The 25,820-nt window shown below is 60.0% G+C and carries 21 protein-coding genes and 1 pseudogene; 11 read left to right on the top strand and 11 right to left on the bottom strand.

Annotated elements, in window-relative coordinates; all coding sequences use genetic code 11:
• Positions 1-228: 228 nt before the first annotated feature.
• On the bottom strand, positions 229-3,687 hold the full coding sequence (locus tag KVG95_RS18090) for an alpha/beta fold hydrolase (RefSeq protein ID WP_217857401.1): 3,459 nt from the start codon (positions 3,685-3,687) through the stop codon (positions 229-231).
• A gap of 513 nt (positions 3,688-4,200) precedes the next feature.
• Between KVG95_RS18090 and KVG95_RS18095 the strand changes: the two genes are divergently transcribed.
• Positions 4,201-4,431: a hypothetical protein gene (locus KVG95_RS18095; RefSeq protein ID WP_217857402.1), complete on the top strand. Its 231-nt coding sequence runs from the start codon at positions 4,201-4,203 to the stop codon at positions 4,429-4,431.
• Positions 4,432-4,742: 311 nt separating this feature from the next.
• On the opposite strand, the gene KVG95_RS18100 is transcribed toward KVG95_RS18095, so the two are convergent.
• The 7 genes from KVG95_RS18100 to KVG95_RS18130 form a co-directional block, all read right to left on the bottom strand.
• Positions 4,743-5,309: a GNAT family N-acetyltransferase gene (locus tag KVG95_RS18100; RefSeq protein WP_030128551.1), complete on the bottom strand. Its 567-nt coding sequence runs from the start codon at positions 5,307-5,309 to the stop codon at positions 4,743-4,745.
• A 21-nt stretch (positions 5,310-5,330) separates the two neighbouring features.
• Entirely contained in the window at positions 5,331-6,101 is a 771-nt protein-coding gene (gene etfB / locus KVG95_RS18105; RefSeq protein ID WP_030128552.1) for an electron transfer flavoprotein subunit beta, read from the bottom strand.
• Between the two features lie 15 nt (positions 6,102-6,116).
• On the bottom strand, positions 6,117-7,337 hold the full coding sequence (gene etfA, locus KVG95_RS18110) for an electron transfer flavoprotein subunit alpha (protein WP_038981121.1): 1,221 nt from the start codon (positions 7,335-7,337) through the stop codon (positions 6,117-6,119).
• Positions 7,337-9,286 carry a dimethylglycine demethylation protein DgcB gene (dgcB, locus tag KVG95_RS18115; protein ID WP_123719625.1) on the bottom strand — a complete coding sequence of 650 codons (1,950 nt, stop codon included), beginning with the start codon at positions 9,284-9,286 and terminating at the stop codon, positions 7,337-7,339. The genes etfA and dgcB overlap by 1 nt, the downstream gene beginning before the upstream one ends.
• 170 nt (positions 9,287-9,456) lie before the next feature.
• Complete coding sequence (gene dgcA / locus KVG95_RS18120; protein ID WP_217857403.1) at positions 9,457-11,517, bottom strand: dimethylglycine demethylation protein DgcA; 2,061 nt, start codon at positions 11,515-11,517, stop codon at positions 9,457-9,459.
• Positions 11,518-11,532: 15 nt separating this feature from the next.
• Entirely contained in the window at positions 11,533-12,063 is a 531-nt protein-coding gene (locus KVG95_RS18125) for a DUF5943 domain-containing protein (RefSeq protein ID WP_052967365.1), read from the bottom strand.
• Between the two features lie 78 nt (positions 12,064-12,141).
• Positions 12,142-13,119 carry a dipeptidase gene (locus KVG95_RS18130; protein WP_007907542.1) on the bottom strand — a complete coding sequence of 326 codons (978 nt, stop codon included), beginning with the start codon at positions 13,117-13,119 and terminating at the stop codon, positions 12,142-12,144.
• Between the two features lie 247 nt (positions 13,120-13,366).
• Between KVG95_RS18130 and KVG95_RS18135 the strand changes: the two genes are divergently transcribed.
• From KVG95_RS18135 to KVG95_RS18145, 3 genes and pseudogenes are all read left to right on the top strand, one after another.
• Positions 13,367-13,768, top strand: coding sequence for a lysozyme inhibitor LprI family protein (locus KVG95_RS18135; protein WP_038981114.1), 402 nt, complete (start codon positions 13,367-13,369; stop codon positions 13,766-13,768).
• Between the two features lie 7 nt (positions 13,769-13,775).
• Positions 13,776-14,009, top strand: a pseudogene (locus KVG95_RS18140) (helix-turn-helix domain-containing protein); the annotation flags it as partial.
• Between the two features lie 33 nt (positions 14,010-14,042).
• The gene (locus KVG95_RS18145) at positions 14,043-14,459 is read left to right on the top strand and encodes a DUF3010 family protein (protein WP_217857404.1); all 417 of its coding nucleotides are present in this window, start codon (positions 14,043-14,045) and stop codon (positions 14,457-14,459) included.
• A gap of 138 nt (positions 14,460-14,597) precedes the next feature.
• Here KVG95_RS18145 and KVG95_RS18150 read toward each other — a convergent pair whose 3' ends face one another.
• The gene (locus KVG95_RS18150) at positions 14,598-15,542 is read right to left on the bottom strand and encodes a GlxA family transcriptional regulator (protein WP_217857405.1); all 945 of its coding nucleotides are present in this window, start codon (positions 15,540-15,542) and stop codon (positions 14,598-14,600) included.
• 207 nt (positions 15,543-15,749) lie between these two features.
• Here KVG95_RS18150 and KVG95_RS18155 point away from each other — a divergent pair, with 207 nt between their 5' ends.
• From KVG95_RS18155 to KVG95_RS18180, 6 genes are all read left to right on the top strand, one after another.
• Complete coding sequence (locus tag KVG95_RS18155) at positions 15,750-16,694, top strand: choline ABC transporter substrate-binding protein (protein WP_217857406.1); 945 nt, start codon at positions 15,750-15,752, stop codon at positions 16,692-16,694.
• A 99-nt stretch (positions 16,695-16,793) separates the two neighbouring features.
• Positions 16,794-17,681, top strand: coding sequence for a 3-dehydrocarnitine:acetyl-CoA trimethylamine transferase CdhC (cdhC, locus tag KVG95_RS18160; RefSeq protein WP_217857407.1), 888 nt, complete (start codon positions 16,794-16,796; stop codon positions 17,679-17,681).
• A 140-nt stretch (positions 17,682-17,821) separates the two neighbouring features.
• Positions 17,822-18,787 (top strand): L-carnitine dehydrogenase, encoded by a 966-nt coding sequence (locus tag KVG95_RS18165; RefSeq protein WP_217857408.1) that lies wholly within the window; start codon positions 17,822-17,824, stop codon positions 18,785-18,787.
• Between the two features lie 165 nt (positions 18,788-18,952).
• Complete coding sequence (locus KVG95_RS18170) at positions 18,953-19,429, top strand: thioesterase family protein (protein WP_217857409.1); 477 nt, start codon at positions 18,953-18,955, stop codon at positions 19,427-19,429.
• 13 nt (positions 19,430-19,442) lie between these two features.
• Positions 19,443-20,606, top strand: a complete 1,164-nt coding sequence (locus KVG95_RS18175) for a gamma-butyrobetaine dioxygenase (protein WP_217857410.1) — start codon at positions 19,443-19,445, stop codon at positions 20,604-20,606.
• Between the two features lie 380 nt (positions 20,607-20,986).
• Positions 20,987-21,250 carry a hypothetical protein gene (locus KVG95_RS18180; protein ID WP_017341203.1) on the top strand — a complete coding sequence of 88 codons (264 nt, stop codon included), beginning with the start codon at positions 20,987-20,989 and terminating at the stop codon, positions 21,248-21,250.
• Between the two features lie 105 nt (positions 21,251-21,355).
• On the opposite strand, the gene gbdR is transcribed toward KVG95_RS18180, so the two are convergent.
• Together gbdR and KVG95_RS18190 are read right to left on the bottom strand one after the other, a co-directional pair.
• Complete coding sequence (gbdR, locus tag KVG95_RS18185) at positions 21,356-22,459, bottom strand: choline metabolism transcriptional regulator GbdR (RefSeq protein WP_007937970.1); 1,104 nt, start codon at positions 22,457-22,459, stop codon at positions 21,356-21,358.
• A gap of 532 nt (positions 22,460-22,991) precedes the next feature.
• Positions 22,992-24,368, bottom strand: a complete 1,377-nt coding sequence (locus tag KVG95_RS18190; RefSeq protein WP_217857411.1) for an L-serine ammonia-lyase — start codon at positions 24,366-24,368, stop codon at positions 22,992-22,994.
• A 437-nt stretch (positions 24,369-24,805) separates the two neighbouring features.
• Between KVG95_RS18190 and KVG95_RS18195 the strand changes: the two genes are divergently transcribed.
• Positions 24,806-25,756: a choline ABC transporter substrate-binding protein gene (locus KVG95_RS18195; RefSeq protein ID WP_007907523.1), complete on the top strand. Its 951-nt coding sequence runs from the start codon at positions 24,806-24,808 to the stop codon at positions 25,754-25,756.
• The last annotated feature ends 64 nt before the right edge of the window (positions 25,757-25,820 follow it).

Here is a 25,820-nt window from a genome sequence, read left to right on the forward strand (position 1 = left end):
CCATTTCCTTTTTGTCCCAATCCACCAACAAAAATCTTGAGTGGGCACATACCTGTGGCTAGAGACTTTTATGGCGAGGGGGCTCGCCCCCGTTCGGCTGCGAAGCAGTCGTGAAACCTGCAATCGCGGTTTTCCTGAATGACCGCATTTGCCGATTTGGGACCGCTTCGCGGCCCAACGGGGGCAAGCCCCCTCGCCACAGCAGCCCCAGGCCACAGGTAAGCAGTGCTAGCCGAGGGCCGTTTTCTCCAGGTGTTGCAGGATGATCGGGTACACATCGAGCACCGCATTCTTGCCGAACATGCAGTCGATATGCCCGTAACCCGGCACCACATGGCGGCTGTAGCGCTCCGGTCCATGGGCTTTGCATACGCGCTCATAAGTCTTGAGCGTGCTCTCCGGCAGGTAGCACTGGTTGTCTTCGCCGCTGATGAAGCAGATCGGCATGGTCAGCCGGTCGAAGTGCGGCATGTAGACGTCCTGGCCCTTGAAGTCCACCAGATGGCCCTTGCGCAGGATCAACGCCAAGTGCTCGAAGGTCTGCATGTTCGATTCGCCAAACAGTTCATGCAGGTTGTCATGCAGAGTCTCGTTGAGCGTGTCGTGGCGGTACAGCGACGCGTACATGAAGGTGATGCGATGGCACACCGGGTTGGTGCAGTAGCCTTGAGCTTCGATGCGGGCATAGCCGTTGAGGGCCTTGTCGTAGAGCTTGTTGAACCAGCTCTCCTTGTTGTCGGCATACGCGGTGAGGGATTTGATGCCGATGGCGTCGAGCATCCCCGGAAGGTGCAGACCGGCCTTGAGCCCGGTTGCCGTGGCGACCACCGTATCCGCGGCGATCTGCGAACACACCACCGAACGCACGCCCTGCAACCCGGCCAACAACGACATGAAGAAAGTCGTCGCCCCGTAGCAATGCACCACGCATTGCACGTCCGCCGCCTTGGTTGCCTGCTGAATCTGTGCGATGGCAGCCTTGAAGTCGTACTGCGCAATCTGATCGCCGTTCCATTCCTTCTTGCTCGCGGGCAACAGAATGCTCACCCGCAAATCCAGCAGCCAGACGTCGTACTCGTGCTTGCACAGGTACTCCAGCAGGTTGGTCTGGATGGTGTCGGTGGAGAAAATATTCGAGCCCACGCCCAAGCCATGCACCAGCATCACCGGCCCTTTACTGCCGCCCTGATAGCGGGTCAGGCGTAGCTGGACGTTGTCTTCGGTCTGGAAGAATTGCACGCTCGGGATCGGCGCATCCAATGGGCGTTTCTGCCGTGGCGGTGCATCAGCGTTGAAGTAGATGTCACCCGCGAACACGCCGCCGTAACTCTCCCACAAAATGCCGGCGAAGAACTTGCCGAACCGCGCCAGCCCGTCGATGCGCTCGCGTTCGTTGCGGGCGTTGAGCACCTTCATGGTGGTCATTTGCTTGGCGAAATCGACTGGATGGATGTGCATTACACCCGAACCCATCACCTCACCGGTCTTGTCCGACCCGCGATACAGCGTCACGTAGAGGGTGCTGGTGTCGTGCCAGACATTCAGCACGCCATTGTCTTCGGGTACCGTCTTGAAAGCGCTGAAGTAATAATCGCTGCCGTCCTCGGCGGTCAGTTTCATGTCGTATTTCATGTGCCGCACGCCGACCTGTTCCTGATATTCCTCGAACAGATTGAATACGCCATTGCTGGCGGTCAGCGGTTCCGGCGACAGGCCCGGCGCATTGAGCGTACCGACCAGCGTCGCGGCGTGCTCGGGCTCCTTGATCATGCGGTTGAGGTCGTTGGCGGTGATGGTCAGTGTGAACTCGATCGGCGAGTTCTCCGACTCGCCGCGTTTGGCCGCCGCCTCGTAGAGTTTGAGATCGGTGCCTTGAGGCTGAGTGAAGTCTTTGGAGAAATAGCCCTTCATGGTTTCGGTGAACTGCACCCCGAGAGTCGGCGGCGCCACCTGTTTGCGCGGCGCCGAGGGCAGCGTGTAGTCGATAAGCCAACCGCGATCGGCCGCCAGCAAGCCCATGTTGCGCTCGCTCACGGCAGAGATGGTCAGCAGCGGATTGACCGCCAGGGAGGTCGGAATCACTGCGCCGTCGGTCACGTACAACCCGGCATAGACATTGGTGCCACTGGTGCTGCTGAACACCTGGCCCTTGTGGTTGACCACGCCCTGCTCCGCGTCCTCGCCCATCACGCAACCGCCCAACGGGTGGACGGAAACGATGCTGTGTTTGAGCAGCTCGGTCCAGATCGGATTCTCGACCCAAATCCCGCCTAACGCCTTGGTGCTCTGGTGCAACCGCTCATTACCGAGTTTGACGTTTTCCTGCTCGCCAACACCCGGCCAGTCGATGCGCAGCTGGTCCTTGCTGTCGAGCACCATGCGACCCTTGCCGTCATCGTGACTCATGATCAGGTAGGTCTGCATGTTGTGCAGGGCGCCATGATACGGGCCACGCAGGAAGCTCTCGGTTTCGCGTTCTGCGTACTTGAGCTTGCCGCTGAAACTGTCATCGGAGGGCTTGCCGATCAACCCGGCGAACGCGGCCATGCTCGGCACCATCGGCCGACCGAGGGCGCCGGGGATCGAGCCTTCCTCGATGACCATGCGGCTGCGCCAGTCGCCTTCGGTGCGCATGTCGATGATCGAGGTAATGCATGGGCCGACCGGTTTCATTTCATTGGCCGGATTCGCGCCGAAACCGATGCCGTTGATCGGTTGGTCGCAGTTATGGCCAAAGCCGAGAATGTCGCCGTTGCCGCTCATGTTCTCGCCGAGCTGATTGGACGTCGCCAGACCTTTGTCGCGAGAACGCAGGAGAATTTCGGTGGAACCCAGCGTGCCCGCCGAAACCACGACGACGTCAGCCTTGACGAATAGCGTCGGTGCCGAAAACTTCTCACGGCCACTGTCCAGGTATTGGAAATGTACGATCCAGCCGTCGCCGTCGGCGTCGCGCTCCAGATGCCGCACCTCGGTCTGGCAGAAAATTTCCGCACCGTGGTTCCAGGCATCCGGCAGGTAATTCATCAGCGTGGTGTTCTTGGCCTTGTTGTTACAGCCCGACACGCAGTCGCCGCAGTGGTTGCACGGTAATTGCTCGACGCCGACATGGTTGAGGTTATTCGGCAGTTTGTCGAAGGTCACGTTGATCGGCGGCTTGTAGAAATGCGCACCTTGCTTGAGGTAGTCCGCAGACTTTTTGTTGGCTTCCAGTTTCGGCAACACCGGCGAAGTGCCTGGGTAAGGATTGGGCTTGAGCATCTCCCGAGCCCGGGCGTATCCATCCTTGAGCAGCGTGTCGCGGTGTTCACGCACCGCCAGCGGCCAACGTGGGTCGTCGAACACACCAGGTTCCGGTTCCAGGGCGACGTTGGCGTTGATCAGTGACGTGCCGCCCAGGCCGCAACCGACCACCACGTTCTGCTGGGCATTGACGTGCAGGTCGAACAGCCCGGTGCGCGAACCGATGTGTCCGTCCGGGTCATGGACTTGCAGTTCTTCAGTGGCCGCCAGCATCGTATTGGGGTATTCGCCGGGCTGGATTTCCCGGCCTCGCTCCAGCAGGCACACTCGCTTGCCGGCCCGGGACAGGCGCGACGCCGCGATCCCGCCGCCGTAGCCGGAGCCGATGACGATCACGTCGTAATGTTCCTTGATATCACTGATGGGCGTGGCGATCCGTGTCATGGGTCATTTCCTCTCAGGCAGATGGGCAACTCTGTGGTTGCCTGCAATCGATAGACGAACGAACGCCTGGTCACCGGGCACGGTCGGGCCTCAATGGCAGCGGCGTCAGGGGATGGGGAAAGGCTTCAGGCGCTATAGACGAGCGCGCTGATTGGTGGCGCGACGGTGAATCCGTTTACGCAGCAAGGTGGCGGGTGTCGGTACACAGGTCATGCAGGGGCTGGGGTGCGAATGTGGCTGCGAGCGATGTGGCTGGCTATCCATCACGCGTTCTCCCTGAACCAGATGTGGATAAGTGACGGCTGTCCTTGTGCCCTGAGAGTGAAGACAGCCGACAGATCGAAGTCAAGGAAGTGACTTAGAACTGTATGAAATCTGATCTATCGCGTTGCGGCCTATATGCGCCGTGGCTCGTAGGGTTTAGCGAACAAGTTATCCACATCTCCACCCACAGCTATTGGGGACAACTGTGGATGACGGCCCAAATTTATTCACAAAAAACCAAGAAAAACCGTGACTTATCCAGAAGCAGGGTTTTATGCAAGCATTGATCGTTTTTTGATCATAAGTCTGCAGGCCACGGTTTATATGGCGCGTAGAGGATGGCGAACACCTTATCCACAGAAGCGCCAACAGACTTTGGGGGCAACTTTGCAGGTTCTGTGGAAAACCGCTGAAAGCCGCGAGAATTCGGGGTTTGCGGAAGGATCAGGGGGAGAAAAGGGTCAATTGAGCATTATTTGATCAACTCACTGAAAGCCACGGTTTATATAGCCTGTAGCGGACAGCGAACATCTTATCCACAGAAGCGCCAACAGAGATTGGGGGCAAGTATCGGCTTACGAGCGAAGCTGTTCTGTGGAAAAAGCTCGAAAAAACCGAGAGTTAGGCTGGTTGTTTTTTGTACGGAAGGCTGGAGGGCTTGATGGGCATGGGATGTAGCGAGGGGCGAACATGTTATCCACAGAAGCGCTAACAGGGATTGTGGGTAACGTTGGTGTGCACATAATCAGTGTTCGACACTGAACCCGCTCCCACACGAACAGGGCTCAGCCTCAAGGCCGATACATCAAATAGGCTTCCCCAGTGACCCGAATCATCGGATGCGGCGTGATCTGGCAGGTATCGACGATCCGAAAACCATGGCGCTCATAGAACCGCCGGGCGCCGGTGTTCACCGCGTAGTCAATCAGGCTCAAGCCGTTGAGCCCCAACCGGTTGGCGCGGTCGTAGGCATAGGCGAGGAATTGTTTGCCCAACCCCTGATTGCGCCAGCCCTCATGCAGGGCCAGGCTCGAAATATAAAGGGTGTCGGGGATTTCCATCGTGGCATACGGCGCCAGGACCGGATCGGTCACGGGAGCGGCCTGCGGATCGTGGCGCATCGCGTAGCTGTGCAGCATGCCGATGACCTTTCCCTCAGCCTGCGCGATCAGGCAGTTCTGATAGGAGAAATCAACGTCTTCACGTGCGTAACGACTGGCGCCGACCTCCAGCAGGTCCTGGCCAGGCTGCGCCAGTTGGCTCCAGATGTAATCCGCCGCACCTTCTGATGAAATCTGAAACAAGCGAGCAATCTCCCGCGCATCCGCGCGAAGGGCCGAACGAAACTCAACTGCCATTTACCGGGCTCCACAGGACCGTTAGCGAACCACGCCTTCTTCGATCAGCAACTTGAGAATGGCTTCGGCACCCGCCTGTGCGGTCACGCCCTTGAGCACCTGTCCGCCTCCACCACTGGCCTTGGCCGTCGCGGCTTTCATGCGGTCTGCACCGCTCTTGGCCTTGATCACTTTCAAGCGTTTGGGCCGTGGTTTGGCCGGTTGCAGCGTAGCCACTGCCAGCAGCTCATCGTCGATCACCTCGACTTCATCTGCCTGCAATACCCCTCGACGTGCCGGACCGTAAGCACTCTGCCGAGGCTTGGGCGCTGCGTTATCCACAGTCGCCAGAAACGGCAGGCGTACTTTCAGGCGACGACGCTGTCCACGAGGCAAGGCCTGTAGCACCAGCGCCGAACCACCGTCGATGGATTCGACCTGCGCCAACCCCACCACCAGCGGCCAGCCAAGGCTTTCCGCCAACAGGAACGGCAACATGCCCGAGCCTTCACCGGTTTCCGCCTGACTGCCGGTCAGCACTACTTGCGCCCCGGCATCGCGCAAATACGCGGTCAATGCTGGCAGCGCGTCAGCACCTTCCGGTTGCTCCAGCACATGCAGCTGTTCCAGGCCCATGCCCAGATAAGCGCGCAGTGCCGGTTCCGCGACGTCGCCAGCATGCAGCACTTGCAGGTTATCCCCAGCCAGTTGCAAACCCAGTTCAACCGCCCGCGCATCCTGCTCGGCGCGGCGTGGCCGGCCGGAGGTCGGGTGGGCACCGATGGACACCAGGCTGATGATTTTCGTGCTCATAACCCTTTCCTTTCCTTAAGCCGCATCGCGCTTGGCTTCATTGCGGTAAGCCTCTACCGCATCGATCAAGGCTTGAAGAATCTCGGCGCTCTCGCCGATCACCGACAGGTCGGCCCGTTTGATCATGTCGCAGCCAGGATCGAGGTTGATTGCCACCACCTTGTCGCAGGCACCGATGCCTTGCAGATGCTGGATCGCCCCGGAAATGCCCACCGCCACGTAAACCCGTGCTGTGACCCAAGTGCCAGACGCACCGACCTGACGGTCGCGGGCCATGAAGCCGTCGTCCACCGCCACTCGTGACGCACCTTCCGTCGCGCCCAACGCCTCGGCAGTCCTGTGGAAAAGTCCCCAGTCCTTGACCCCGTTGCCGCCGGAGAAGATGAATTCGGCTTCGGCCATCGGAATCGCTGCCGGGTCCACCGCCACCGCGCCCAGATCTTCGATCCGCGACAGGCTGCGTGCGACCGCTGTGGATAACTCCACTGGCAAGGCCTCGTGACGGGTTTCGCTGACCGGTTCAGCGCATTCGGCAGCGGCCAGAATCAAGCGTGCGACTGGACGCGCCAGGTCTTGCAACCCAGCACCGGCGCGGCCGATGCACTCCTGATCCTTGACCTGCCAGACCCGCGTGGCCGGGCGTTCGCCCAACGCGGCGGCAAAGCGCCGACCAAGTTCGCCACCACCGCTGCGGCTGTCCGGCAGCAACCAGTGACGGGGGCTGAACTGGTTATCCACAGCCCGCAGGCCCTGGACGCGTTGTTCCGGTGCATAACCGCTGAATTCGTCGCCCTCAAGCACCAGCAAGCGATCCACGCCAGCTGTAGCGAAGGCGTTTTCCTTGTGCTCACCGAAGACCACGGCCAGTACCGCGCCGTCCTTGCCGGCCAACTGATGGGCCAGGCCGAGCAAGTCGCGGTCGTGGCTGCTCAAACGGCCACCAACCATGTCCGGCACCACGCTGATGTAGAACGCGGGTGCAGCCACTTGATGCAGCGGCAACTGCACTTCAACCGCGGCCGAGCGTTTAGTCGCCCCGCCCTGCTGAGCGCCGCTACGGTCAATCCGTTTGATGCCGTTGGGGCCGATAAAACCGATCCCGTGAGGATTTTTGCGGATGAGGCCGTTAGGCCCCATCCAGCTGTGTTGCGCCGGTTGCATGGCCGCATGCAGCGGGTGCAAGCGGTTGCGGGCGATCCATTCGGCGCGTGGGTCGCGGCGGATAATGTCGCTCATCAATGCACCTCCGCAGGTTCACGTTTGGCCGGTGCCGATGGCTTTCCCGGCGTTGCGTCTTCGAGCAACGCATCGGCCACCAGTTCGGCAATGTCCTTGATCATTGGACGCGGTTCGACCACGCCTTCGAGCATCGCAGTGCACTGTGGACAACCCACGGCCACCAGTTCGGCGCCGGTTTCGCGGATGTCTTCCATGCGCATGTCGGGAATCCGCTGCTTGCCCGGAATGTCGGTGATCGGTGCACCGCCACCGCCACCGCAGCAGCGAGAACGGAAACCGGAGCGTTGCATTTCCTTGATCTCGATGCCCAGGGCGCGCAGTACTTCACGCGGTGCCTCGTATTCGCCGTTGTAGCGACCGAGGTAGCACGGGTCGTGATAGGTCACGCTGCTGCCTTTGTGCTGGCCGAGGTTCAGGGCGCCTTCGCCAATGATCTCCGCCATGTAAGTGCTGTGGTGCTGCACGAGGTAGTTACCGTCGAAGGCGCCGTACTCGTTTTTCAGCACGTGGAAACTGTGCGGGTCGCACGTGACGATGCGGTTGAAGCTGTACTTGGCCAAGGTCTGGATGTTGCGTTTGGCCAACAGCTGGAAGGTCGCTTCGTCGCCCAAGCGTCGTGCCACGTCACCACTGTCACGCTCTTCAAGACCCAGCACTGCGAAGTCGACCTTGGCCGCTTTCAGCACTTTGACGAAGGCGCGCAGGGTGCGCTGGTTGCGCATGTCGAAGGCACCGTCGCCGACCCAGAACAGCACGTCGGTGGATTTCTTCTCGCTGAGCAGGTTCAGGTTCAAATCCGCCGCCCAGTTCATCCGCCCACCTGGCGCGAAGCCACCCGGGTTATCGGTGGCGATCAGGTTTTCCAGAACTTCGGCGCCCTTGTTCGGGGTCGCGCCTTTTTCCAGAGTCAGATGGCGACGCATGTCGACGATGGCGTCGACGTGCTCGATCATCATCGGGCACTCCTCGACGCAGGCACGGCAAGTGGTGCAGGACCACAGGGTTTCAGCGTCCACCAGCCCGTTGACGATTGGTTGATGCGGATTGCCACTGTGTTCGCCAATGGCTTTGCCCGGATACGGACTGCCAGCGAATTTGGCGTCAGTACCGCCAGCCAAACCAACGACCATGTCCTGAATCAGTTTTTTCGGGTTCAGCGGCTGGCCGGCGGCAAACGCCGGGCACGCAGCTTCGCATTTACCGCACTGCACGCAGGCGTCGAAGCCGAGCAGCTGGTTCCAGGTGAAATCCTTGGGTTTTTCCACGCCCAGCGGCGCGTTCGGGTCATTCAGATCCAGCGGCTTCAAACCGGTGGAACGACCACCACCAAAACGTTCGGCGCGACGGTGCCAGGCCAGGTGCAAGGCACCGGCGAAGGCGTGCTTCATCGGCCCGCCCCAGGTCATGCCGAAGAACAGTTCCGACACGCCCCAAAGCACGCCGACGCCGAGGATCGCAGCCACCACCCAACCACCGAAGTTTTCCGGAAGGATGCCGGCGACCGGCAGGGTCAGCAGGAAGAACGATGCCGAGAACGCCATCAGGCTTTTCGGCAAGCGCATCCACGGGCCTTTGGACAGCCGGGCCGGTGGGTTGCGACGGCGCAGGAACATAAAGATCGCGCCGACAAACATCACCGCCGACATCAGCAGCAGTGCATAACCGAGGATGCGGTTATGCAGGCCAAAGCCATGAACCAGAATCGCCAGCACAATGGACGCCACTGCACCACCGGCCGTGGCGACGTGGGTATTGGCGATGTATTTGTCCCGCGCGACGACGTGGTGCAAGTCGACCATGTAGCGTTTGGGCATGGCGAACAGACCGCCGATCAGGTCGACTTTCGAAGCCCGGCCCTGACGCCACATAGCCACCCGCCGCAACGCGCCCAGGACAGCCAGGCCCAAGGCAGCGAACAACAGGATTGGAAGAAGGGTGTTCAACATGTGGAGCTCCCAAAGACCGCAGGGTCTTGCAGGCCAAACTACCTGGATGCCTTGCTCGATTCCTGTGGGGGCGGGCTTGCTCGCGAAAGCGTTGGGTCAGTCGACATCAATGTCGGCTGACAGATTGCATTCGCGAGCAAGCCCGCTCCCACTAAGGTTTCCACAAGCTCTTAGAAATCCTTGCACAACCGCAACGCGTCATAGATCGCCGCGTGGGTGTTGCGCTGGGCCACGCAGTCGCCGATGCGGAACAGCAAGTAGCCGTCGCCCGCCTGGTTCAGCGAAGGCTGAGGCTTGATCGCGAACAGGGCTTCGATGTCCATCTGGCCTTTGTTGCGCGAGCCTTCCTTCAGCGCGTAGTAGATTTCTTCGTCCGGACGCACGCCGTTCTCGACGACCACCTGGTCGACCACCCGCTCCTCTTTGGCGCCGGTGTATTCGTTTTCCAGTACCGCCACCAGCTTGTCGCCTTCGCGGTAGACCTTCTCCAGCATCATGTCCCCGGTCATGATCACTTCTTTCGGGTACATGCTGCGGTAGTAAGTCGGGAACGACGTTCCGCCAACGGCCACGCCCGGTTTGATGTCGTCGGTGACGATCTCGACCTGGCTGCCCTTGTCGGCGAGGAAGTCGGCCGTCGACATCCCGGTAAACTCGCAAATGGTGTCGTAGACCAGCACGTTCTTGCCCGGTGCCACCTTGCCGTCGAGGATGTCCCAACTGCTGACCACCAGGCCTTCAGCCGCGCCCCAGTGTTCGTTCTGCTCCAAAAATGGATGGCCGCCGACGGCGAGCACCACTACATCCGGACGCAGGTCGAGAATGGTCGCCGCATCCGCCGCCACGCCCAGGCGCAGGTCGACTTTCAAACGCGCCAGTTCCAACTGGAACCAGCGAGTGATGCCGGCAATCTGATCCCGTTGCGGAGCTTTCGACGCGGTAGTGATCTGCCCGCCGATGAATTCTTTTTTCTCGAACAGGGTCACGTCGTGGCCACGTTCGGCCGACACGCGAGCCGCTTCCATCCCGGCAGGGCCGGCACCAACCACCACGACTTTGCGCTTCACACCGGTCGATTTCTCGATGATGTGCGGCACGCCCATGTATTCACGGGAGGTCGCGGCGTTCTGGATGCACAAGACGTCCAGGCCCTGGTATTGACGGTCGATGCAGTAGTTGGCGCCGACGCATTGTTTGATCTGGTCGACCTGGCCCATTTTGATCTTGGCGATCAAATGCGGGTCAGCGATGTGGGCGCGGGTCATGCCGACCATGTCGACGTAACCGCCTTCCAGAATACGGGTCGCCTGGTTCGGATCCTTGATGTTCTGTGCGTGCAAAACCGGAGCCTTCACCACTTCCTTGATACCGGCGGCCAAATGCAGGAATGGCTCCGGTGGATAACTCATGTTCGGAATAACGTTGGCCAGGGTGTTGTGGGTGTCGCAACCCGAGCCCACGACGCCGATGAAGTCGATCATGCCGGTGTCGTCGTAGTACTTGGCGATCTGCTTCATGTCCTCGTGGGACAAACCATCCGGGTGGAATTCGTCACCGCACAGACGGATGCCGACGCAGAAATCCGGACCGACTTCCTTGCGCACAGCCTTGATCACTTCCAGGCCGAAACGCATGCGGTTTTCGAAGCTGCCGCCCCATTCATCGGTACGCTTGTTGACTCGCGGGCTCCAGAACTGGTCGATCATGTGCTGGTGCACGGCAGACAATTCGACGCCGTCCAGGCCACCGGCCTTGGCCCGTGCGGCTGCGCTTGCGTAGTTGCCGATCACCCGCCAGATTTCTTCCGGCTCGATGGTTTTGCAGGTCGCGCGGTGCACCGGTTCACGGATGCCCGACGGCGACAGCAGGGTTGGCCAATGCTCGCCGTCCCAGCGGGAACGACGGCCCATGTGGGTAATCTGGATCATGATCTTGGCGCCATGCTTGTGCATGGCGTCGGCCAGGTTCTGGAAGTGCGGAATGATCCGGTCGTCGGCCAGATTGACCGACTTCCACCAGCCTTGCGGGCTGTCGATGGCCACGCTGGAGGAACCGCCGCAAATCGCCAGGCCGATCCCGCCCTTGGCTTTCTCTTCGTAATACTTGACGTACCGGTCGGTGGTCATGCCGCCGTCGGTGGCGTAGACCTCGGCGTGCGCGGTGCTGAGCACGCGGTTGCGGATGGTCAGTTTGCCGATCTGGATCGGCTGGAACATTGCTTCGAAAGCCATGGCGGGGTCCTCGACTTACAACGGCTTGACGGTGAACAAACCGTCGTCGTGGCCTTCTTCGGAGCCACCGTAGACTTGTTCGGCGACAGTGCGGATCTTGCTGCCGCGAGCGGCCAGGATCTGGTCCATGGCGCCGGCGAACCAGCCAGTGAACATGTAGTCGACCTTGCGCCCGACCTTGCCGTACACGTAGACAAATGCGGAGTGTTCGAGCTTGACGCTGGCGGTGCCTTTGTCGAGGTCGATGTCCTGAATCTTGAACAGCCCCCAGCCGCGTTGCGACAGACGCTTCATGTAGTGCTCGAACACTGCGACGCCTTCCAGGCCGTGGCATTCAGCTTCTTTTTCACACCAGTGCCAGGCGGACTTGTAGCCGGCCTTGTAGAGGATTTCGGCGTAGGCGTCGGCGCCCAGCACTTCCTCGATACCCATGTGGTTGTTGACGAAGAAGTGACGCGGTACGTACAGCATCGGCAGGGCGTCGGAAGTCCAGATACCGGTTTCGCTGTCGACTTCGATTGGCAATTGCGGGGCGATCTTGGCCATGGAAACTTAACTCCAGAAAATTCGTTGTGTTGCCCCCGGCACGGACGGCCGGGGGAAAGGATTCAGAGGTGCGGTGGCTTATTCGCCCCAAACGTCTTTGAGGACGTTGACCCAGTTCTCGCCCATGATCTTGCGCACCACCCGCTCGGAATGGCCGCGTTTGAGCAGGGTCTCGGTCAGGTTCGGGAACTCGCCCACGGTGCGGATGCCCAGCGGGTTGATGATCTTGCCGAAGCTGGTCAGGCGGCGGGCGTAGCCCTTGTCATGGGTCAGGTATTCGAAAAAGTCCTGGCCATGGCCCTGGGTGAAGTCGGTGCCGATACCGATGGCGTCTTCGCCGACGATATTCATGGTGTATTCGATGGCTTCGGCGTAATCGTCGATGGTCGAATCGATGCCCTTGGCCAGGAATGGCGCAAACATGGTCACGCCGACGAAACCGCCGTGATCGGCGATGAACTTCAGCTCTTCGTCGGATTTGTTGCGCGGGTGAACTTTCAGACCCGACGGCAGGCAGTGGGAGTAGCAGACCGGCTTCTTGGATTCGAGGATGACTTCTTCGGACGTTTTCGAGCCGACGTGGGACAGGTCGCACATGACGCCGACGCGGTTCATCTCGGCGACGATTTCACGACCGAAACCCGACAGGCCGCCATCGCGCTCGTAGCAACCGGTACCAACCAGGTTTTGGGTGTTGTAGCACATCTGCACAATACCGACGCCGAGCTGCTTGAAGACCTCGACGTAGCCGATCTGGTCTTCAAACGCATGAGCATTCTGGAAGCCAAAGAGGATGCCGGTCTTGCCCTGCTCCTTGGCCTTGCGGATATCGGCGGTGGTGCGCACCGGAATCACCAGGTCGCTGTTCTCGCGGATCAGCTTCTGGCTGGCGGCGATGTTGTTGACAGTGGCCTGGAAGCCCTCCCACACCGACACGGTGCAGTTGGCCGCGGTCAGACCGCCCTTGCGCATGTCTTCAAACAGCTCGCGGTTCCACTTGGCAATAATCAGCCCGTCGATAACGATGCTGTCGGCGTGCAATTCGGCTGGGCTCATCAGGCTGTCCCCTATTAGCGATTCATGCGCCGAATCGTGTGCCGGCGCTTTGGGGCCAGCATATGCCTGAGGGCCGGGGCAGCCGGGTGCAAAAACGACAGGGGAATTGCCGAAAGCGTCAATCCGCGACAAAGGGTCGTGAACAGGCGTCATTGCCTACCTATCCAACGCCGCCCGCTTGGGCCAGAATTCGCCGCATCACTGATGTTTTACTGAATGCATGACTGGATTAAGGGGCGGCGGCGCAATGAAATCGATCTTCCTGGCTTTGGCACTGATAGCGACTGGCGTACAAGCAGCTGAAGAGGCCGACGACAACCCCTGCGACGCCGTCGAAAACGAAATCCAGACCCTGGAATGCTCGGCCTATAGCAGAACCACCGCCGAACAGCTGCTGAGCGACAACTACCAAAGCCTCACCGAGCGCATGCAAACGCTTTACGGCAACAACAAGGCGCAACTGACCGACATCACCGCCAAAATCAAAACCGCGCAACAGCAATGGCTGAAAACCCGGGACGCCGATTGCGCAGTGGACGCATTTCCGGCGACCAGTGGTAGCAAAGCGTTCACCATTGCGCAGAACGATTGCGTGGCGCGCATGAGTGACGAGCGGTCGGAGTTTTTGGAGTCGATTGGGCAGGAATAAAGACATAAGAATGGAGAATTATTTGATCCCCCACGAAGTAGTGAGCCGCATCGTCGATGGAGCACTTCCTATTCGCGCCTGGCGCGAACACCTGAACCTTACGCAGGATGAAGTTGCCAAGCGCATGGGCATTTCCCAACCGGCTTTCGCCCAGCAAGAGACGGTCGCCAAGCCCCGCAAGGCAACCCGTGAAAAAATTGCCGCAGCTTTTGGCATCACTGCCAACCAACTAGAGTTGTAAGCTGAACGCCAGCATCAGGAAAAAGGGATTGAAATGAAAATCTGCGGCATCGAAATCAAAGGCAGTGAAGCGATCATCGCCGTGGCCTCCCTCGACGGCCAGGCCCTGAGCCATGTCGAACTGAACACCAAGAAAATCGCCCTCGACGAGGACGACGAAGCCGCCAATGTCAAAGTCTTCGCCGCTCAGGTGGCGTCGTTTGTTCGCGAGAATTCCATTGACCGGATCGCGATCAAGAAGCGCAGCAAGAAAGGCGAGTTCGCCGGTGGGCCGACTACGTTCAAGATTGAGGGGATTTTCCAGCTGCTGGAAAATTGCGAGGTGACGCTGCTGTCGCCGCAGACCATCAATGCGCAGAACAAGAAGTTCGATTTTGCACTGCCGGAGACGCTGAACAAGTATCAGCATGAGGCCTACAAAGCGGCGTGCTCGGTGTTGATGAAGAAGTAACATTTTCTCTCATCAATACCGATCATTGTGGGAGCGGGCTTGCCCGCGATGGCGGTGTGTCAGTCAACATCAACATTGAATGTGCCGGCCCCATCGCGGGCAAGCCCGCTCCCACAGGTTTCTCGGGCGTCGTCAGAATTACGCTTTAGCCGTACGTCGGTCCTCACGCGGGCAGCGCTCGAATCTCGCCCGATAACTGCGGGTGAAATAGGACGGCGATTCAAACCCGCACGCGATGCTCACTTCCAACACACTCATGTTCGTCTGACGCAGCAACTGCCGCGCCTTCTCCAGCCTTAACCGCAGATAGAAATTGCTCGGCGTGTCGTTCAGATGCAGGCGAAACAGGCGTTCCAGCTGACGCCGAGTCACTTTGATCGATTCCGCCAGCGCCAGCGTACTCAGCGGCGGTTCGCTGTGCTGCTCCATCTCCCCGATCACCTGCACCAATTTCTTGTTGCTGATGCCATACCGCGTGGCGACTTCCATGCGCTGGTGGTCTTTGCGCGGGCGGATGCGCCCGAGTACGAATTGTTCGCTGACCTGGATCGCCAGTTCCGGGCCGTGGGCCTGGCCGATGAGGTCGAGCATCAGGTCAATGGAAGCCGTGCCGCCGGCGGAGGTAATGCGCCGACGGTCGATCTCAAACAGCTCCTGAGTGACGCTGAGCTGTGGATAAGACTCCTTGAAGGCATCGATAGCTTCCCAGTGCAGGGTCAGGCGATGGCCGTCGAGCAGGCCGGCTTCGGCGAGGACGAAGCTGCCAGTATCGATAGCGCCGAGCGTCACGCCTTCGTTGTCCAAGCGACGCAGCCAGTGCTCCAGCGCCGGGGTGGTGAACTTCAGCGGTTCGAAACCGGCGACCACCAGCAAGGTCGCGCCTTTCTTCAGGGGTTCCAGCGCTGCATCGGCGTTGACCGACATGCCGTTACTGGCCAACACCGCCCCGCCGTCAACGCTCAACACATGCCAGCGATACAGCTCGCCGCGAAAGCGATTGGCGACCCGCAGCGGCTCGATCGCCGAGATGAAACCGATCGCCGAAAAACCCGGCATCAACAAGAAGTAGAAATCCTGGGACATGGAGCGCACTCGATGGCAGGTAGCGAGAGGGCGGGAAGCGTGTGGACGTTGATACGCCACTTGCCGACAGCATTCAAGTGCGCAGGTCGCTGCAGTGCAAGAGCTGGTCGCCGCAGTGCGTTTTTACGGGGCCTTTGCTGCGTAACTTGAGATCACCGGCGCATCAGACACCGGAACCCACAATAACGACCTGCCGAGGAACCCGACATGAAACGACTGATCAGCAGCTGTGTTCTTGCACTCAGCGGTACCGCTTTCTTGAGCGCCAGCGTCATGGCGGCCGAACCCGCGTCGTGCCAGAACGTGCGCATGGGCGTGGTGAACTGGACCGACGTGATCGCCACCAGCGCCATGGCCCAAGTATTGCTCGACGGCCTCGGCTACACCACCAAACAGACCAGCGCCTCCCAGCAAATCATCTTCGCCGGCATTCGCGACCAGCGCCTGGACTTGTTCCTCGGTTACTGGAACCCGCTGATGACGCAGACCATCACGCCGTTTGTCGATGCCAAGCAGGTCGAAGTGCTTGAAGCGCCAAGCCTCAAGGATGCTCGCGCCACCCTCGCCGTGCCGACTTACCTCGCCGACAAAGGCCTGAAAACCTTCGCTGACATCGCCAAATTCGAAAAAGAACTGGGCGGCAAGATTTACGGCATCGAGCCTGGCTCGGGCGCCAACACTCAGATCAAGGCGATGATCGCCAAGAACCAGTTTAGCCTGGGCAAGTTCCAGCTGGTCGAGTCCAGCGAAGCCGGCATGCTTGCGGCGGTGGATCGCGCCGTGCGGCGCAAGGAAGCCGTAGTGTTCTTCGGCTGGGCGCCGCACCCGATGAACGTCAACGTGCAAATGACCTACCTCACCGGCAGTGAAGACGCCCTCGGCCCGAACGAAGGCATGGCCACCGTCTGGACGGTCACCGCGCCGAAATATGCCGAGCAATGCCCGAACATTGGTCGCTTGCTGAGCAACCTGACCTACACCGCCGAAGACGAGAGCCGAATGATGCAACCGCTGCTCGATCACAAGGACGCCTTCGAGTCGGCCAAGCAATGGCTCAAGGATCACCCGCAAGACAAGCAACGCTGGCTCGAAGGCGTGACCACCTTCGACGGCAAACCGGCTGCTGAAAACCTGAAACTGACCAGTAAATAAACCTGAAATGAATCACCGATTCGCAGCCCGATGTGGGCTGCGAACGGAATCGTCACGTCCTGAGCCACACCTAAAATCACGCCTGTAAGGAACCGCCTCATGAACCACGACGTCATCATCACCTGCGCACTCACCGGTGCTGGCGACACGACCGCCAGAAGCCCACACGTGCCGGTCACCCCGAAACAAATCGCCGCGGCCGCCGTGGAAGCCGCCAAGGCTGGCGCCACCGTGGTCCACTGCCATGTTCGCGACCCCGAAACCGGCAAATTCAGCCGTGACGTGGCGCTGTACCGCGAAGTGATGGAGCGCATCCGCGAGGCGGACGTCGACATTATCGTCAACCTCACCGCCGGCATGGGTGGCGACCTGGAAATCGGCGCGGGCGAGAACCCGATGGAGTTCGGCCCGAACACTGACTTGGTCGGCCCGCTGACCCGTCTGGCCCACGTCGAAGAATTGCTGCCGGAAATCTGCACCCTGGATTGCGGCACCCTGAACTTCGGTGACGGCAACACCATTTACGTGTCCACCCCGGCGCAACTGCGCGCTGGCGCCAAACGCATTCAAGAGCTGGGCGTTAAGCCTGAGCTGGAAATCTTCGACACCGGCCACCTGTGGTTCGCCAAGCAGATGATCAAGGAAGGCCTGCTCGATAACCCGCTGTTTCAGCTGTGCCTGGGCATCCCGTGGGGCGCGCCGGCCGACACCACCACCATGAAAGCCATGGTCGACAACCTGCCAGCCGACGCGGTCTGGGCCGGTTTCGGCATCGGTCGCATGCAGATGCCAATGGCGGCGCAAGCGGTGCTGCTCGGCGGCAACGTGCGGGTCGGCCTGGAAGACAACCTGTGGCTGGACAAGGGTGTTTTGGCGACCAACGGCCAACTGGTCGAACGCGCCTCGGAGATCCTCAGCCGCCTCGGCGCCCGCGTTCTGACCCCTGCTGAAGGCCGGACAAAAATGGGCCTGACCAAGCGCGGTTAACCCGAACCTACACCTCACCTGTGGGAGCGGGCTTGCTCGCGAAGAGGCCGTCACATCCGACATTTCTGTCGACTGACACTCCGCTTTCGCGAGCAAGCCCGCTCCCACAAGGGATCACCGAATTCTTTTAGGACGTCGCCATGAGCTTTATCACTGATATCAAAACCTTCGCAGCCCTGGGCAGCGGTGTCATCGGCAGCGGCTGGGTATCCCGCGCCCTCGCCTACGGCCTCGATGTGGTGGCCTGGGACCCGGCGCCCGGTGCCGAAGCGGCGCTGCGCAAACGCGTCGCCAATGCTTGGGGCGCACTGGAGAAACAAGGCCTGGCACCCGGCGCGTCGCAGGATCGTCTGCGCTTTGTCGCCACCATCGAAGAATGCGTTCGCGACGCGGATTTCATCCAGGAAAGCGCTCCAGAACGACTGGACCTGAAACTGGAACTGCACAGCAAAATCAGCGCGGCGGCCAAGCCCAATGCCTTGATCGGTTCCAGTACTTCGGGGCTGTTGCCGAGCGAGTTCTACGAGAGTTCGACCCACCCGGAACGCTGCGTGGTCGGGCATCCGTTCAACCCGGTTTACCTGCTGCCATTGGTGGAAGTGGTCGGAGGCAAAAATACCGCGCCGGAAGCGGTTCAGGCGGCAATGAAAGTCTACGAATCCTTAGGGATGCGCCCGCTGCATGTGCGCAAGGAAGTGCCTGGATTTATCGCCGACCGTTTGCTCGAAGCGTTGTGGCGTGAGGCGTTGCATCTGGTCAACGACGGTGTGGCGACCACCGGTGAAATCGATGATGCAATTCGTTTTGGCGCAGGCCTGCGCTGGTCGTTCATGGGTACTTTCCTGACGTACACCCTGGCAGGTGGCGACGCAGGCATGCGGCACTTCATGGCGCAATTCGGGCCGGCGTTGCAGTTGCCGTGGACGTATCTGCCGGCGCCGGAGCTGACCGAGAAATTGATCGATGACGTGGTGGATGGCACCGGCGAGCAGCTGGGCAAGCACAGCATCTCGGCGCTGGAGCGCTATCGTGATGATTGCTTGCTGGCGGTGCTGGAGGCGGTGAAAACCACCAAAGAGAAGCATGGGATGGCGTTCAGCGAATAATCCTCAAGCTTATGGGTCAGCAGGTCTGGCCCCTTCGCGAGCAAGCCCGCTCCCACAGGGATCTACTGGGTGGCATAAATTGTATTTACACCTCAAATCACTGTGGGAGCGGGCTTGCTCGCGAAGACGGCAGTCCAGTCACCACTCATGTTGGAAACCTACATCATGCCCACCCTCACCACCTACCAAACCAAAATCATCCCCGACTGGGTCGACTACAACGGCCACCTGCGCGATGCCTTCTATCTGCTGATTTTCAGCTACGCCACCGACGCGCTGATGGATCGACTGGGCATGGACAGCAACAACCGCGAAGCCAGCGGCAATTCGCTGTTCACCCTCGAACTGCACCTCAACTATCTGCACGAAGTGAAGCTCGATGCCGACGTCGAAGTGCACACCCAGATCATCGGCCATGACCGCAAGCGCCTGCACCTCTACCACAGCCTGCATCTGGTAGGCGGTGACAAGGAGCTGGCGGGCAATGAACAAATGCTGCTGCACGTCGATCTCGCGGGGCCGCGATCCGCACCGTTCAGCGAAGAAACCTTGAGCAAACTGCAAGCCATTGTCGCCGAGCAAGCCGACCTGTCCGCACCCGCCTTCATTGGCCGGGTAATCGCTTTACCGCCCGAAAAATAACAAGGAGCTCGCCATGAACACCGCCGCCGCTTTTGCCGATTTCCGCACCTACCCGTTGATCAGCGCGTTGACCGCCGTGCACACCCTGGCGGACCGCATTCAAGTGCAGTGGGCGGACGGAAGGGTCAGCCCTTTTCATCATCAATGGCTACGGGACAACTGCCCGTGCCCGCAGTGCGTCTACACGGTGACCCGCGAGCAAGTGCTGGAAATCGTCGATGTCGCGGAAAATCTGATCCCCGACAGTGCGCGAATCGATGCCGAAGGTTGCCTGTGTGTCGATTGGCAGGGCGGCCATCTCAGCCGCTTCGACCCGGGCTGGCTGCGAGCCCACGCCTACGATGACGAGTCCCGCGCCGAACGCCGCGCCGCCAAACCGAAAAGTAAGTTGTGGGACAGCCACCTGAAGCTTCCAGTATTCGACTATCAGGCGTTGATGAACGACAACGAAGCCTTGCTGCAATGGCTACTGGCCGTGCGCGACATCGGCCTGACCCAGGTTCGCGGCGTACCGACTGAGCCGGGCTCGCTGAAGCTGATCGCACAGCGGATCTCCTTCATCCGCGAGAGCAATTTCGGCGTGCTGTTCAACGTGCAATCCAAGGCCGACGCCGACAGCAATGCCTACACCGCCTTCAACCTGCCGCTGCACAGCGACTTGCCGACCCGAGAGTTGCAACCGGGGCTGCAATTTCTACATTGCCTGGTCAATGACGCCGACGGTGGCGAGAGCATTTTCGTCGACGGTTTTGCCATCGCTGAAGCCTTGCGTCGGGAAGATCCCGAGGCGTTTCAGGCCTTGTGTGAAATCCCCGTGGAGTTCCGCAACAAGGACCGCCATAGCGACTACCGCTGTCTGGCGCCGATCATCGCTCTGGACTCTTTCGGGCAAGTGTCGGAAATCCGCATGGCGAACTTTCTGCGTGGGCCGTTCGATGCTTCAGTCGAACAGATGCCCAAGCTGTATCGCGCTTACCGACGCTTCATTGCGATGACCCGCGAGGCGCGCTTCCGGGTGATGACCCGGCTCAATCCCGGCGAGATGTGGTGCTTCGACAACCGCCGCACCCTCCACGCCCGCAACGCTTTCGACCCCGCTACCGGCGCCCGGCATTTCCAGGGTTGCTATGTCGACCGGGATGAATTGCTGTCGCGGATTTTGGTGTTGCAACGCTAGACCGCGTCATCGTTCTTCGCGAGCAAGCCCGCTCCCACATTTGATCTGCGTCGTTCACAAATCAAATGTGGGAGCGGGCTTGCTCGCGAAGGCGTCGGCCCAGACACCCGACAACCCCTGATTCACAGCCAAAAAAAACCCCGATCAAGCCGTGACAGGATCGGGGCAGAGGTGGGTACTGTTGAGGAGCTGTTGCGCGAGGGTGACCAAACCTTCGTGGAGCCAGCTGAGTCCAGTGTGCCCACTCCCATCGCTCGCAAGTTAGCCGAAAGCGACCTGTTCATAGGTATTGCGGCCATTGCGACAAATCGTCCTTGCCGCCATCCCCAGCCCCTACCAGAATCGAGCCACGACACCGTTCCCTGAAGAAGGATTGCGTCATGATGCACGCCGATTTGATTGACCAGGAAGACCTGTTGGGCCAGCTGAAATCGTTGGGTTTTCAAGTACCGAATGGCTCTACAGCCGAGCAGGCTTGCGAGTGTGCAGTGCGAGGCTTGAACGATGAGCGGGCGATGACGCTGCGGACCATGGTCAAGCAGATGTACACCAGCAGCGCGACCATCCTGCCGGCCGTGCGCCAGGCGATCGACAAGCAATTGCTGCCTGCGTTGGCGGAGTACCAGCAAAGCCGTAGCGCCTGATAAATCGCCTTCGCGAGCAATCCCGCTCCCACATTCGACCGCGTTCCCCTGAGAGAGCTCGGTCGAATGTGGGAGCGGGCTTGCTCGCGAATGGAGCGCCTCGGTTTAGAGCCTTACGCTAGCGAAAGTCGACTCATTGCGCGCCTGACTCAACGCCGACAGCGGCCCGGACAACGGCGACAGCACCAAGGCTTGCGGCAGCGGCATCATCGCCACTTGTTGTGTGGTGTTGGAACCCACGCGCTCGTCACGCGGCGGAATGCCGAAGTATTCGCGGTAGCACTTGGAGAAGTGCGGCGTAGACACGAAACCACATACCGACGCCACTTCGATGATCGACATCGGCGTTTGCTTGAGCAGCTGCCGAGCGCGAATCAGGCGCAGTTTCAGGTAGTAACGCGACGGCGAGCAGTGCAGGTATTTCTGGAACAACCGCTCCAGCTGACGACGCGAAACGGCGACGTACACCGCCAGTTCGTCGAGGTCGATCGGCTCTTCAAGGTTGGCTTCCATCAGCGCCACGATTTCCTGCAGCTTCGGCTGGTTGGTGCCGAGCATATGCTTGAGCGGCACGCGCTGGTGATCCTGCTCGTTGCGGATGCGCTCGTAGACGAACATTTCCGAGATCGCGGCCGACAGTTCACGACCGTGATCGCGGCTGATCAGGTGCAGCATCATGTCCAGCGGCGCGGTGCCGCCGGAGCTGGTGAAACGGTTACGGTCGAGGGTGAACAGCCGGGTGCTCATGGCCACCCGCGGGAAAGCTTCCTGCATCGACGCCAGGCATTCCCAGTGCACGCTGCAATCGAAACCGTCCAGCAGACCGGCGCACGCCAGGGCCCAGCTGCCGGTGCAGACCGCGCCGAGACGACGGGACTGACGCGCCTGACTTTGCAGCCACGACACATGCTCGCGGGTTACGGTGCGCTGAATGCCGATACCGCCGCAGACAATGACAGTGTCCAGGGGCGGCGCTTTGTGCATGGAGGCGTCGGGGGTGATTTGCAGTCCGTCACTGGCCCAGACCTGACCGCCATCGACGGTGAGTGTGGTCCAGCGATACAGCTCGCGGCCGGACAATTGGTTGGCCATGCGCAGAGGTTCTACTGCGGAGGCCAGAGAAATAAGCGTGAAATTGTCCAGCAGCAAAAAGCCGATGGATTGAGGCGCACGGTTCTGGGGTTGGGCCCCGGAGTTGAACGTCGTCATCGCGGTATCTCCTCACACAAAGCGGGTGATGGCCTCAGGCGGAGGCTCTTTTTATTGCCATCGTTCTCGCGTGGGAGACGGGCTTTGTAATGACAGAGCAATTGCCATGCCTAAACTTGAATGCGTGTTCAATAACTCCTGAAAACGACGTCGCGATGCGTCTAGATATGGCGCGCAGAGATAAGAGGTCATAAGTGCCATTAGAGGCCGCAAACCCGCTACCCCGTTGCCTGTGAGCAAATCGGTAGCACTTGTGGAAACAGGGCTGCGACGCTCCAGGGGAGAGTGTCACCGCAAGCACGGGTGACGGACGGTCAGGCTTGAGTTGGATCCCTGACCGGGGGAGGCAGGCTTACCTGTTTGCGACGCGCTAAAACGTGGCGCGATTTAAATCGGGTGCTCAATTAGCGCGCAGTTTTGACTGGTCTGGCCCCTTCGCGAGCAAGCCCGCTCCCACATTTAATCAGCGTCGTGCACAAATCCAATGTGGGAGCGGGCTTGCTCGCGAAGCAGGCGACTCGGTACTACTGATTCAACACTCAACCGCACTAACCGCCAAACCACCGCGCGATGTCTCTTTATATTTGTCGTGCATGTCGGCACCGGTATCACGCATGGTGCGGATCACCCGGTCCAGCGAGATAAAGTGCTGACCATCGCCCCGCAGCGCCATCTGCGCCGCGTTGATCGCTTTCACCGCGGCAATCGCGTTGCGCTCGATGCACGGCACTTGCACCAGCCCGCCCACCGGGTCGCAGGTCAAGCCGAGATTGTGTTCCAGGCCGATTTCCGCCGCGTTGCACAGTTGCTCCGGGGTGGCACCAAGAATCTCCGCCAACCCGGCCGCCGCCATGGCGCAGGCCGAACCGACTTCGCCCTGGCAACCGACTTCGGCACCGGAAATCGAGGCGTTCTTCTTGCACAGAATCCCTACCGCCGCGGCACTGAGGAAGTAATCGACCACGTTAGCGTCGGTCACTGCCTCGCTGAATTTCATAAAGTAGTGCAGCACCGCCGGAATGATCCCCGCCGCGCCATTGGTCGGCGCCGTAACCATGCGCCCGCCGGCAGCGTTTTCTTCGTTGACCGCCAGGGCGAACAAGTTCACCCACTCCATGGCGCTCAAGGTCGAGCCAATCACGTTGGGCTTGTTCAGTTCTTGCAGACTACGGTGCAGTTTGGCTGCGCGACGACGCACATTCAGACCGCCGGGCAGGATGCCTTCGTGCTTGAGCCCTTGCTCCACGCAATCTTGCATGGCGCGCCAGAGTTTCATCAGGCCGGCGCGAATTTCCTCTTCGCTGCGCCAGACTTTCTCGTTGGCCATCATCAGCTCTGCAACGCGCAGGTTGTGCTGCTTGCAGAGACTGAGCAGCTCGACGGCACTGGAGAAGTCGTAAGGCAGCACGGTGCTATCCAGATCCACCACGCCGCTGGAAGCCTGTGCCTCATCGACGACAAAACCGCCACCGATGGAATAGTAGGTGTCGCGATGCAGTTCACCGTGATCGCCTTCGGCAACCAGGGTCATGGCGTTGGGATGGAACGGCAGGTTCTCGTCGATCAGGCGCATGTCCCGGGCCCAGATGAACGGGACCGACAAGCGCCCATCGAGCAATAGCGTGTTGGTTTCACGCAGGGCCACGATGCGGATGCCGATTTGCGACGGATCGATCGCGTCCGGCCACTCGCCCATCAGCCCCATGATCACGGCGTTATCGCTGCCGTGACCGATGCCGGTGGCAGATAGCGAACCATAAAGCTGAACTTCGACACGCCTTACTTGTTCCAAAAGACCCTGCTCACGCAAACCTTGCACGAACAGCGCCGCAGCTCGCATAGGCCCGACGGTGTGTGAACTGGAAGGGCCAATGCCGATTTTGAACAGGTCGAAAACGCTGATAGCCATTACTGCTGAACTCCTGGATGTGCCTGCTCCAGGCGCAAAAGCGCCCAGTGACGGAGCTGCTACGCTCAAGCTGCAATCCGCCGAGATGGCCGCATCATCAGGCTTTTGTCATGTCGTTCAACGTCTCACACCGACGCACTCATGCCCGCCAGCGCCGCAGGCCGCTTACGCTATGTTTTCGCCGTTTTTTTGCGGATCAGCGAGGCAAAACGGGCTGAAAAAAGCTGTAAACGACGTTACCGACACTGGATGCGACCATCCCTGTACTGGATACGACGCACCCTGTAGGCGTCAGATTTTCACTGGTACATGATCGTATCGACTCGATTGCTAGGCGCCGTGGTAGAGATGTCTCCAAAACGCCATCCAACCGCAACAGATAAGTGCGGTGGTCCAGTCGGAACACTGCCAAAAAAAACACCAAGGAGTCGCCCCTTATGAAAGGTTCCCCATCGTTGTTGTTGGCCGCCATGCTGAGTCTGCCGTTTCTGGCTCAAGCCGCAGAACCGGCCCAATGCAGCACCGTAAACTTCTCCGATGTCGGCTGGACGGACATTACCGTCACTACCGCCACCACCAGCGTCGTTCTCGATGCCCTGGGCTACAAGACCAAGACCACGATGATTTCCGTGCCGGTGACCTACAAGTCCCTGGCCGACGGCAAAAACATGGACGTGTTCCTCGGCAACTGGATGCCGACCATGGAAAACGACATCAAGGCCTACCGCGATGCCGGCACCGTGGACACGCTGCGCGCTAATCTGGAAAACGCAAAATACACACTCGCCGTCCCCGAAGAGTTGTATAACAAAGGTCTGAAAGATTTCGCCGACATCGCCAAGTTCAAGAAAGAACTCGACGGCAAGATCTATGGCATCGAACCGGGTAACGACGGCAACCGCCTGATCCAGAGCATGATCGACAAGAACGCCTTCGGCCTGAAAGACGCCGGCTTCAAGGTGGTCGAGTCCAGCGAGGCAGGCATGCTCTCGCAAGTCGATCGCGCCCAGCGCCGCAACACCGCCGTGGTGTTCCTGGGCTGGGAACCGCACCCGATGAACACTCGATTCAAGATGAAGTACCTGACCGGCGGCGACGAATACTTCGGCCCGAACTTCGGCCAGGCGACCATCTACACCAACACCCGCAAGGGTTACGCACAGGAATGCAGCAACGTGGGTCAGTTGCTGAAAAACCTGGTCTTTACCCTCGACATGGAAAGCACGCTGATGGGCAACGTCCTGGACGACAAAATGAAGCCTGACGCGGCCGCCAAGGCCTGGCTGAAAAAGAATCCACAGGTGCTCGATACCTGGCTCGCTGGCGTGACCACCATTGACGGTAAACCAGGCCTGGAGGCCGTGAAAGCCAAGCTCGCGCAGCCTTGATTTAGGAAGCATCGCTTACGCCGGGCGAGTTCGCTCGCCCGGGCTGTTTATTTCCTTGCATGCG

The organism is Pseudomonas farris (assembly GCF_019145235.1).
In the GTDB taxonomy this organism is placed as follows: Bacteria; Pseudomonadota; Gammaproteobacteria; order Pseudomonadales; family Pseudomonadaceae; genus Aquipseudomonas; species Aquipseudomonas farris.

What these genes read in the sequence shown, in the direction of transcription:
- dgcA (WP_217857403.1), bottom strand. Translation starts at nt 11,517, where the DNA reads ATGGCTTTCGAAGCAATGTTCCAGCCGATCCAGATCGGCAAACTGACC.
- KVG95_RS18180 (WP_017341203.1), top strand. Translation starts at nt 20,987, where the DNA reads ATGATGCACGCCGATTTGATTGACCAGGAAGACCTGTTGGGCCAGCTG.
- KVG95_RS18100 (WP_030128551.1), bottom strand. Translation starts at nt 5,309, where the DNA reads ATGGCAGTTGAGTTTCGTTCGGCCCTTCGCGCGGATGCGCGGGAGATT.
- KVG95_RS18155 (WP_217857406.1), top strand. Translation starts at nt 15,750, where the DNA reads ATGAAACGACTGATCAGCAGCTGTGTTCTTGCACTCAGCGGTACCGCT.
- cdhC (WP_217857407.1), top strand. Translation starts at nt 16,794, where the DNA reads ATGAACCACGACGTCATCATCACCTGCGCACTCACCGGTGCTGGCGAC.
- KVG95_RS18190 (WP_217857411.1), bottom strand. Translation starts at nt 24,368, where the DNA reads ATGGCTATCAGCGTTTTCGACCTGTTCAAAATCGGCATTGGCCCTTCC.
- KVG95_RS18145 (WP_217857404.1), top strand. Translation starts at nt 14,043, where the DNA reads ATGAAAATCTGCGGCATCGAAATCAAAGGCAGTGAAGCGATCATCGCC.
- KVG95_RS18175 (WP_217857410.1), top strand. Translation starts at nt 19,443, where the DNA reads ATGAACACCGCCGCCGCTTTTGCCGATTTCCGCACCTACCCGTTGATC.
- KVG95_RS18195 (WP_007907523.1), top strand. Translation starts at nt 24,806, where the DNA reads ATGAAAGGTTCCCCATCGTTGTTGTTGGCCGCCATGCTGAGTCTGCCG.
- dgcB (WP_123719625.1), bottom strand. Translation starts at nt 9,286, where the DNA reads ATGTTGAACACCCTTCTTCCAATCCTGTTGTTCGCTGCCTTGGGCCTG.
- KVG95_RS18170 (WP_217857409.1), top strand. Translation starts at nt 18,953, where the DNA reads ATGCCCACCCTCACCACCTACCAAACCAAAATCATCCCCGACTGGGTC.
- KVG95_RS18150 (WP_217857405.1), bottom strand. Translation starts at nt 15,542, where the DNA reads ATGTCCCAGGATTTCTACTTCTTGTTGATGCCGGGTTTTTCGGCGATC.
- KVG95_RS18125 (WP_052967365.1), bottom strand. Translation starts at nt 12,063, where the DNA reads ATGGCCAAGATCGCCCCGCAATTGCCAATCGAAGTCGACAGCGAAACC.
- gbdR (WP_007937970.1), bottom strand. Translation starts at nt 22,459, where the DNA reads ATGACGACGTTCAACTCCGGGGCCCAACCCCAGAACCGTGCGCCTCAA.
- KVG95_RS18135 (WP_038981114.1), top strand. Translation starts at nt 13,367, where the DNA reads ATGAAATCGATCTTCCTGGCTTTGGCACTGATAGCGACTGGCGTACAA.
- etfB (WP_030128552.1), bottom strand. Translation starts at nt 6,101, where the DNA reads ATGAGCACGAAAATCATCAGCCTGGTGTCCATCGGTGCCCACCCGACC.
- KVG95_RS18130 (WP_007907542.1), bottom strand. Translation starts at nt 13,119, where the DNA reads ATGAGCCCAGCCGAATTGCACGCCGACAGCATCGTTATCGACGGGCTG.
- KVG95_RS18090 (WP_217857401.1), bottom strand. Translation starts at nt 3,687, where the DNA reads ATGACACGGATCGCCACGCCCATCAGTGATATCAAGGAACATTACGAC.
- etfA (WP_038981121.1), bottom strand. Translation starts at nt 7,337, where the DNA reads ATGAGCGACATTATCCGCCGCGACCCACGCGCCGAATGGATCGCCCGC.
- KVG95_RS18165 (WP_217857408.1), top strand. Translation starts at nt 17,822, where the DNA reads ATGAGCTTTATCACTGATATCAAAACCTTCGCAGCCCTGGGCAGCGGT.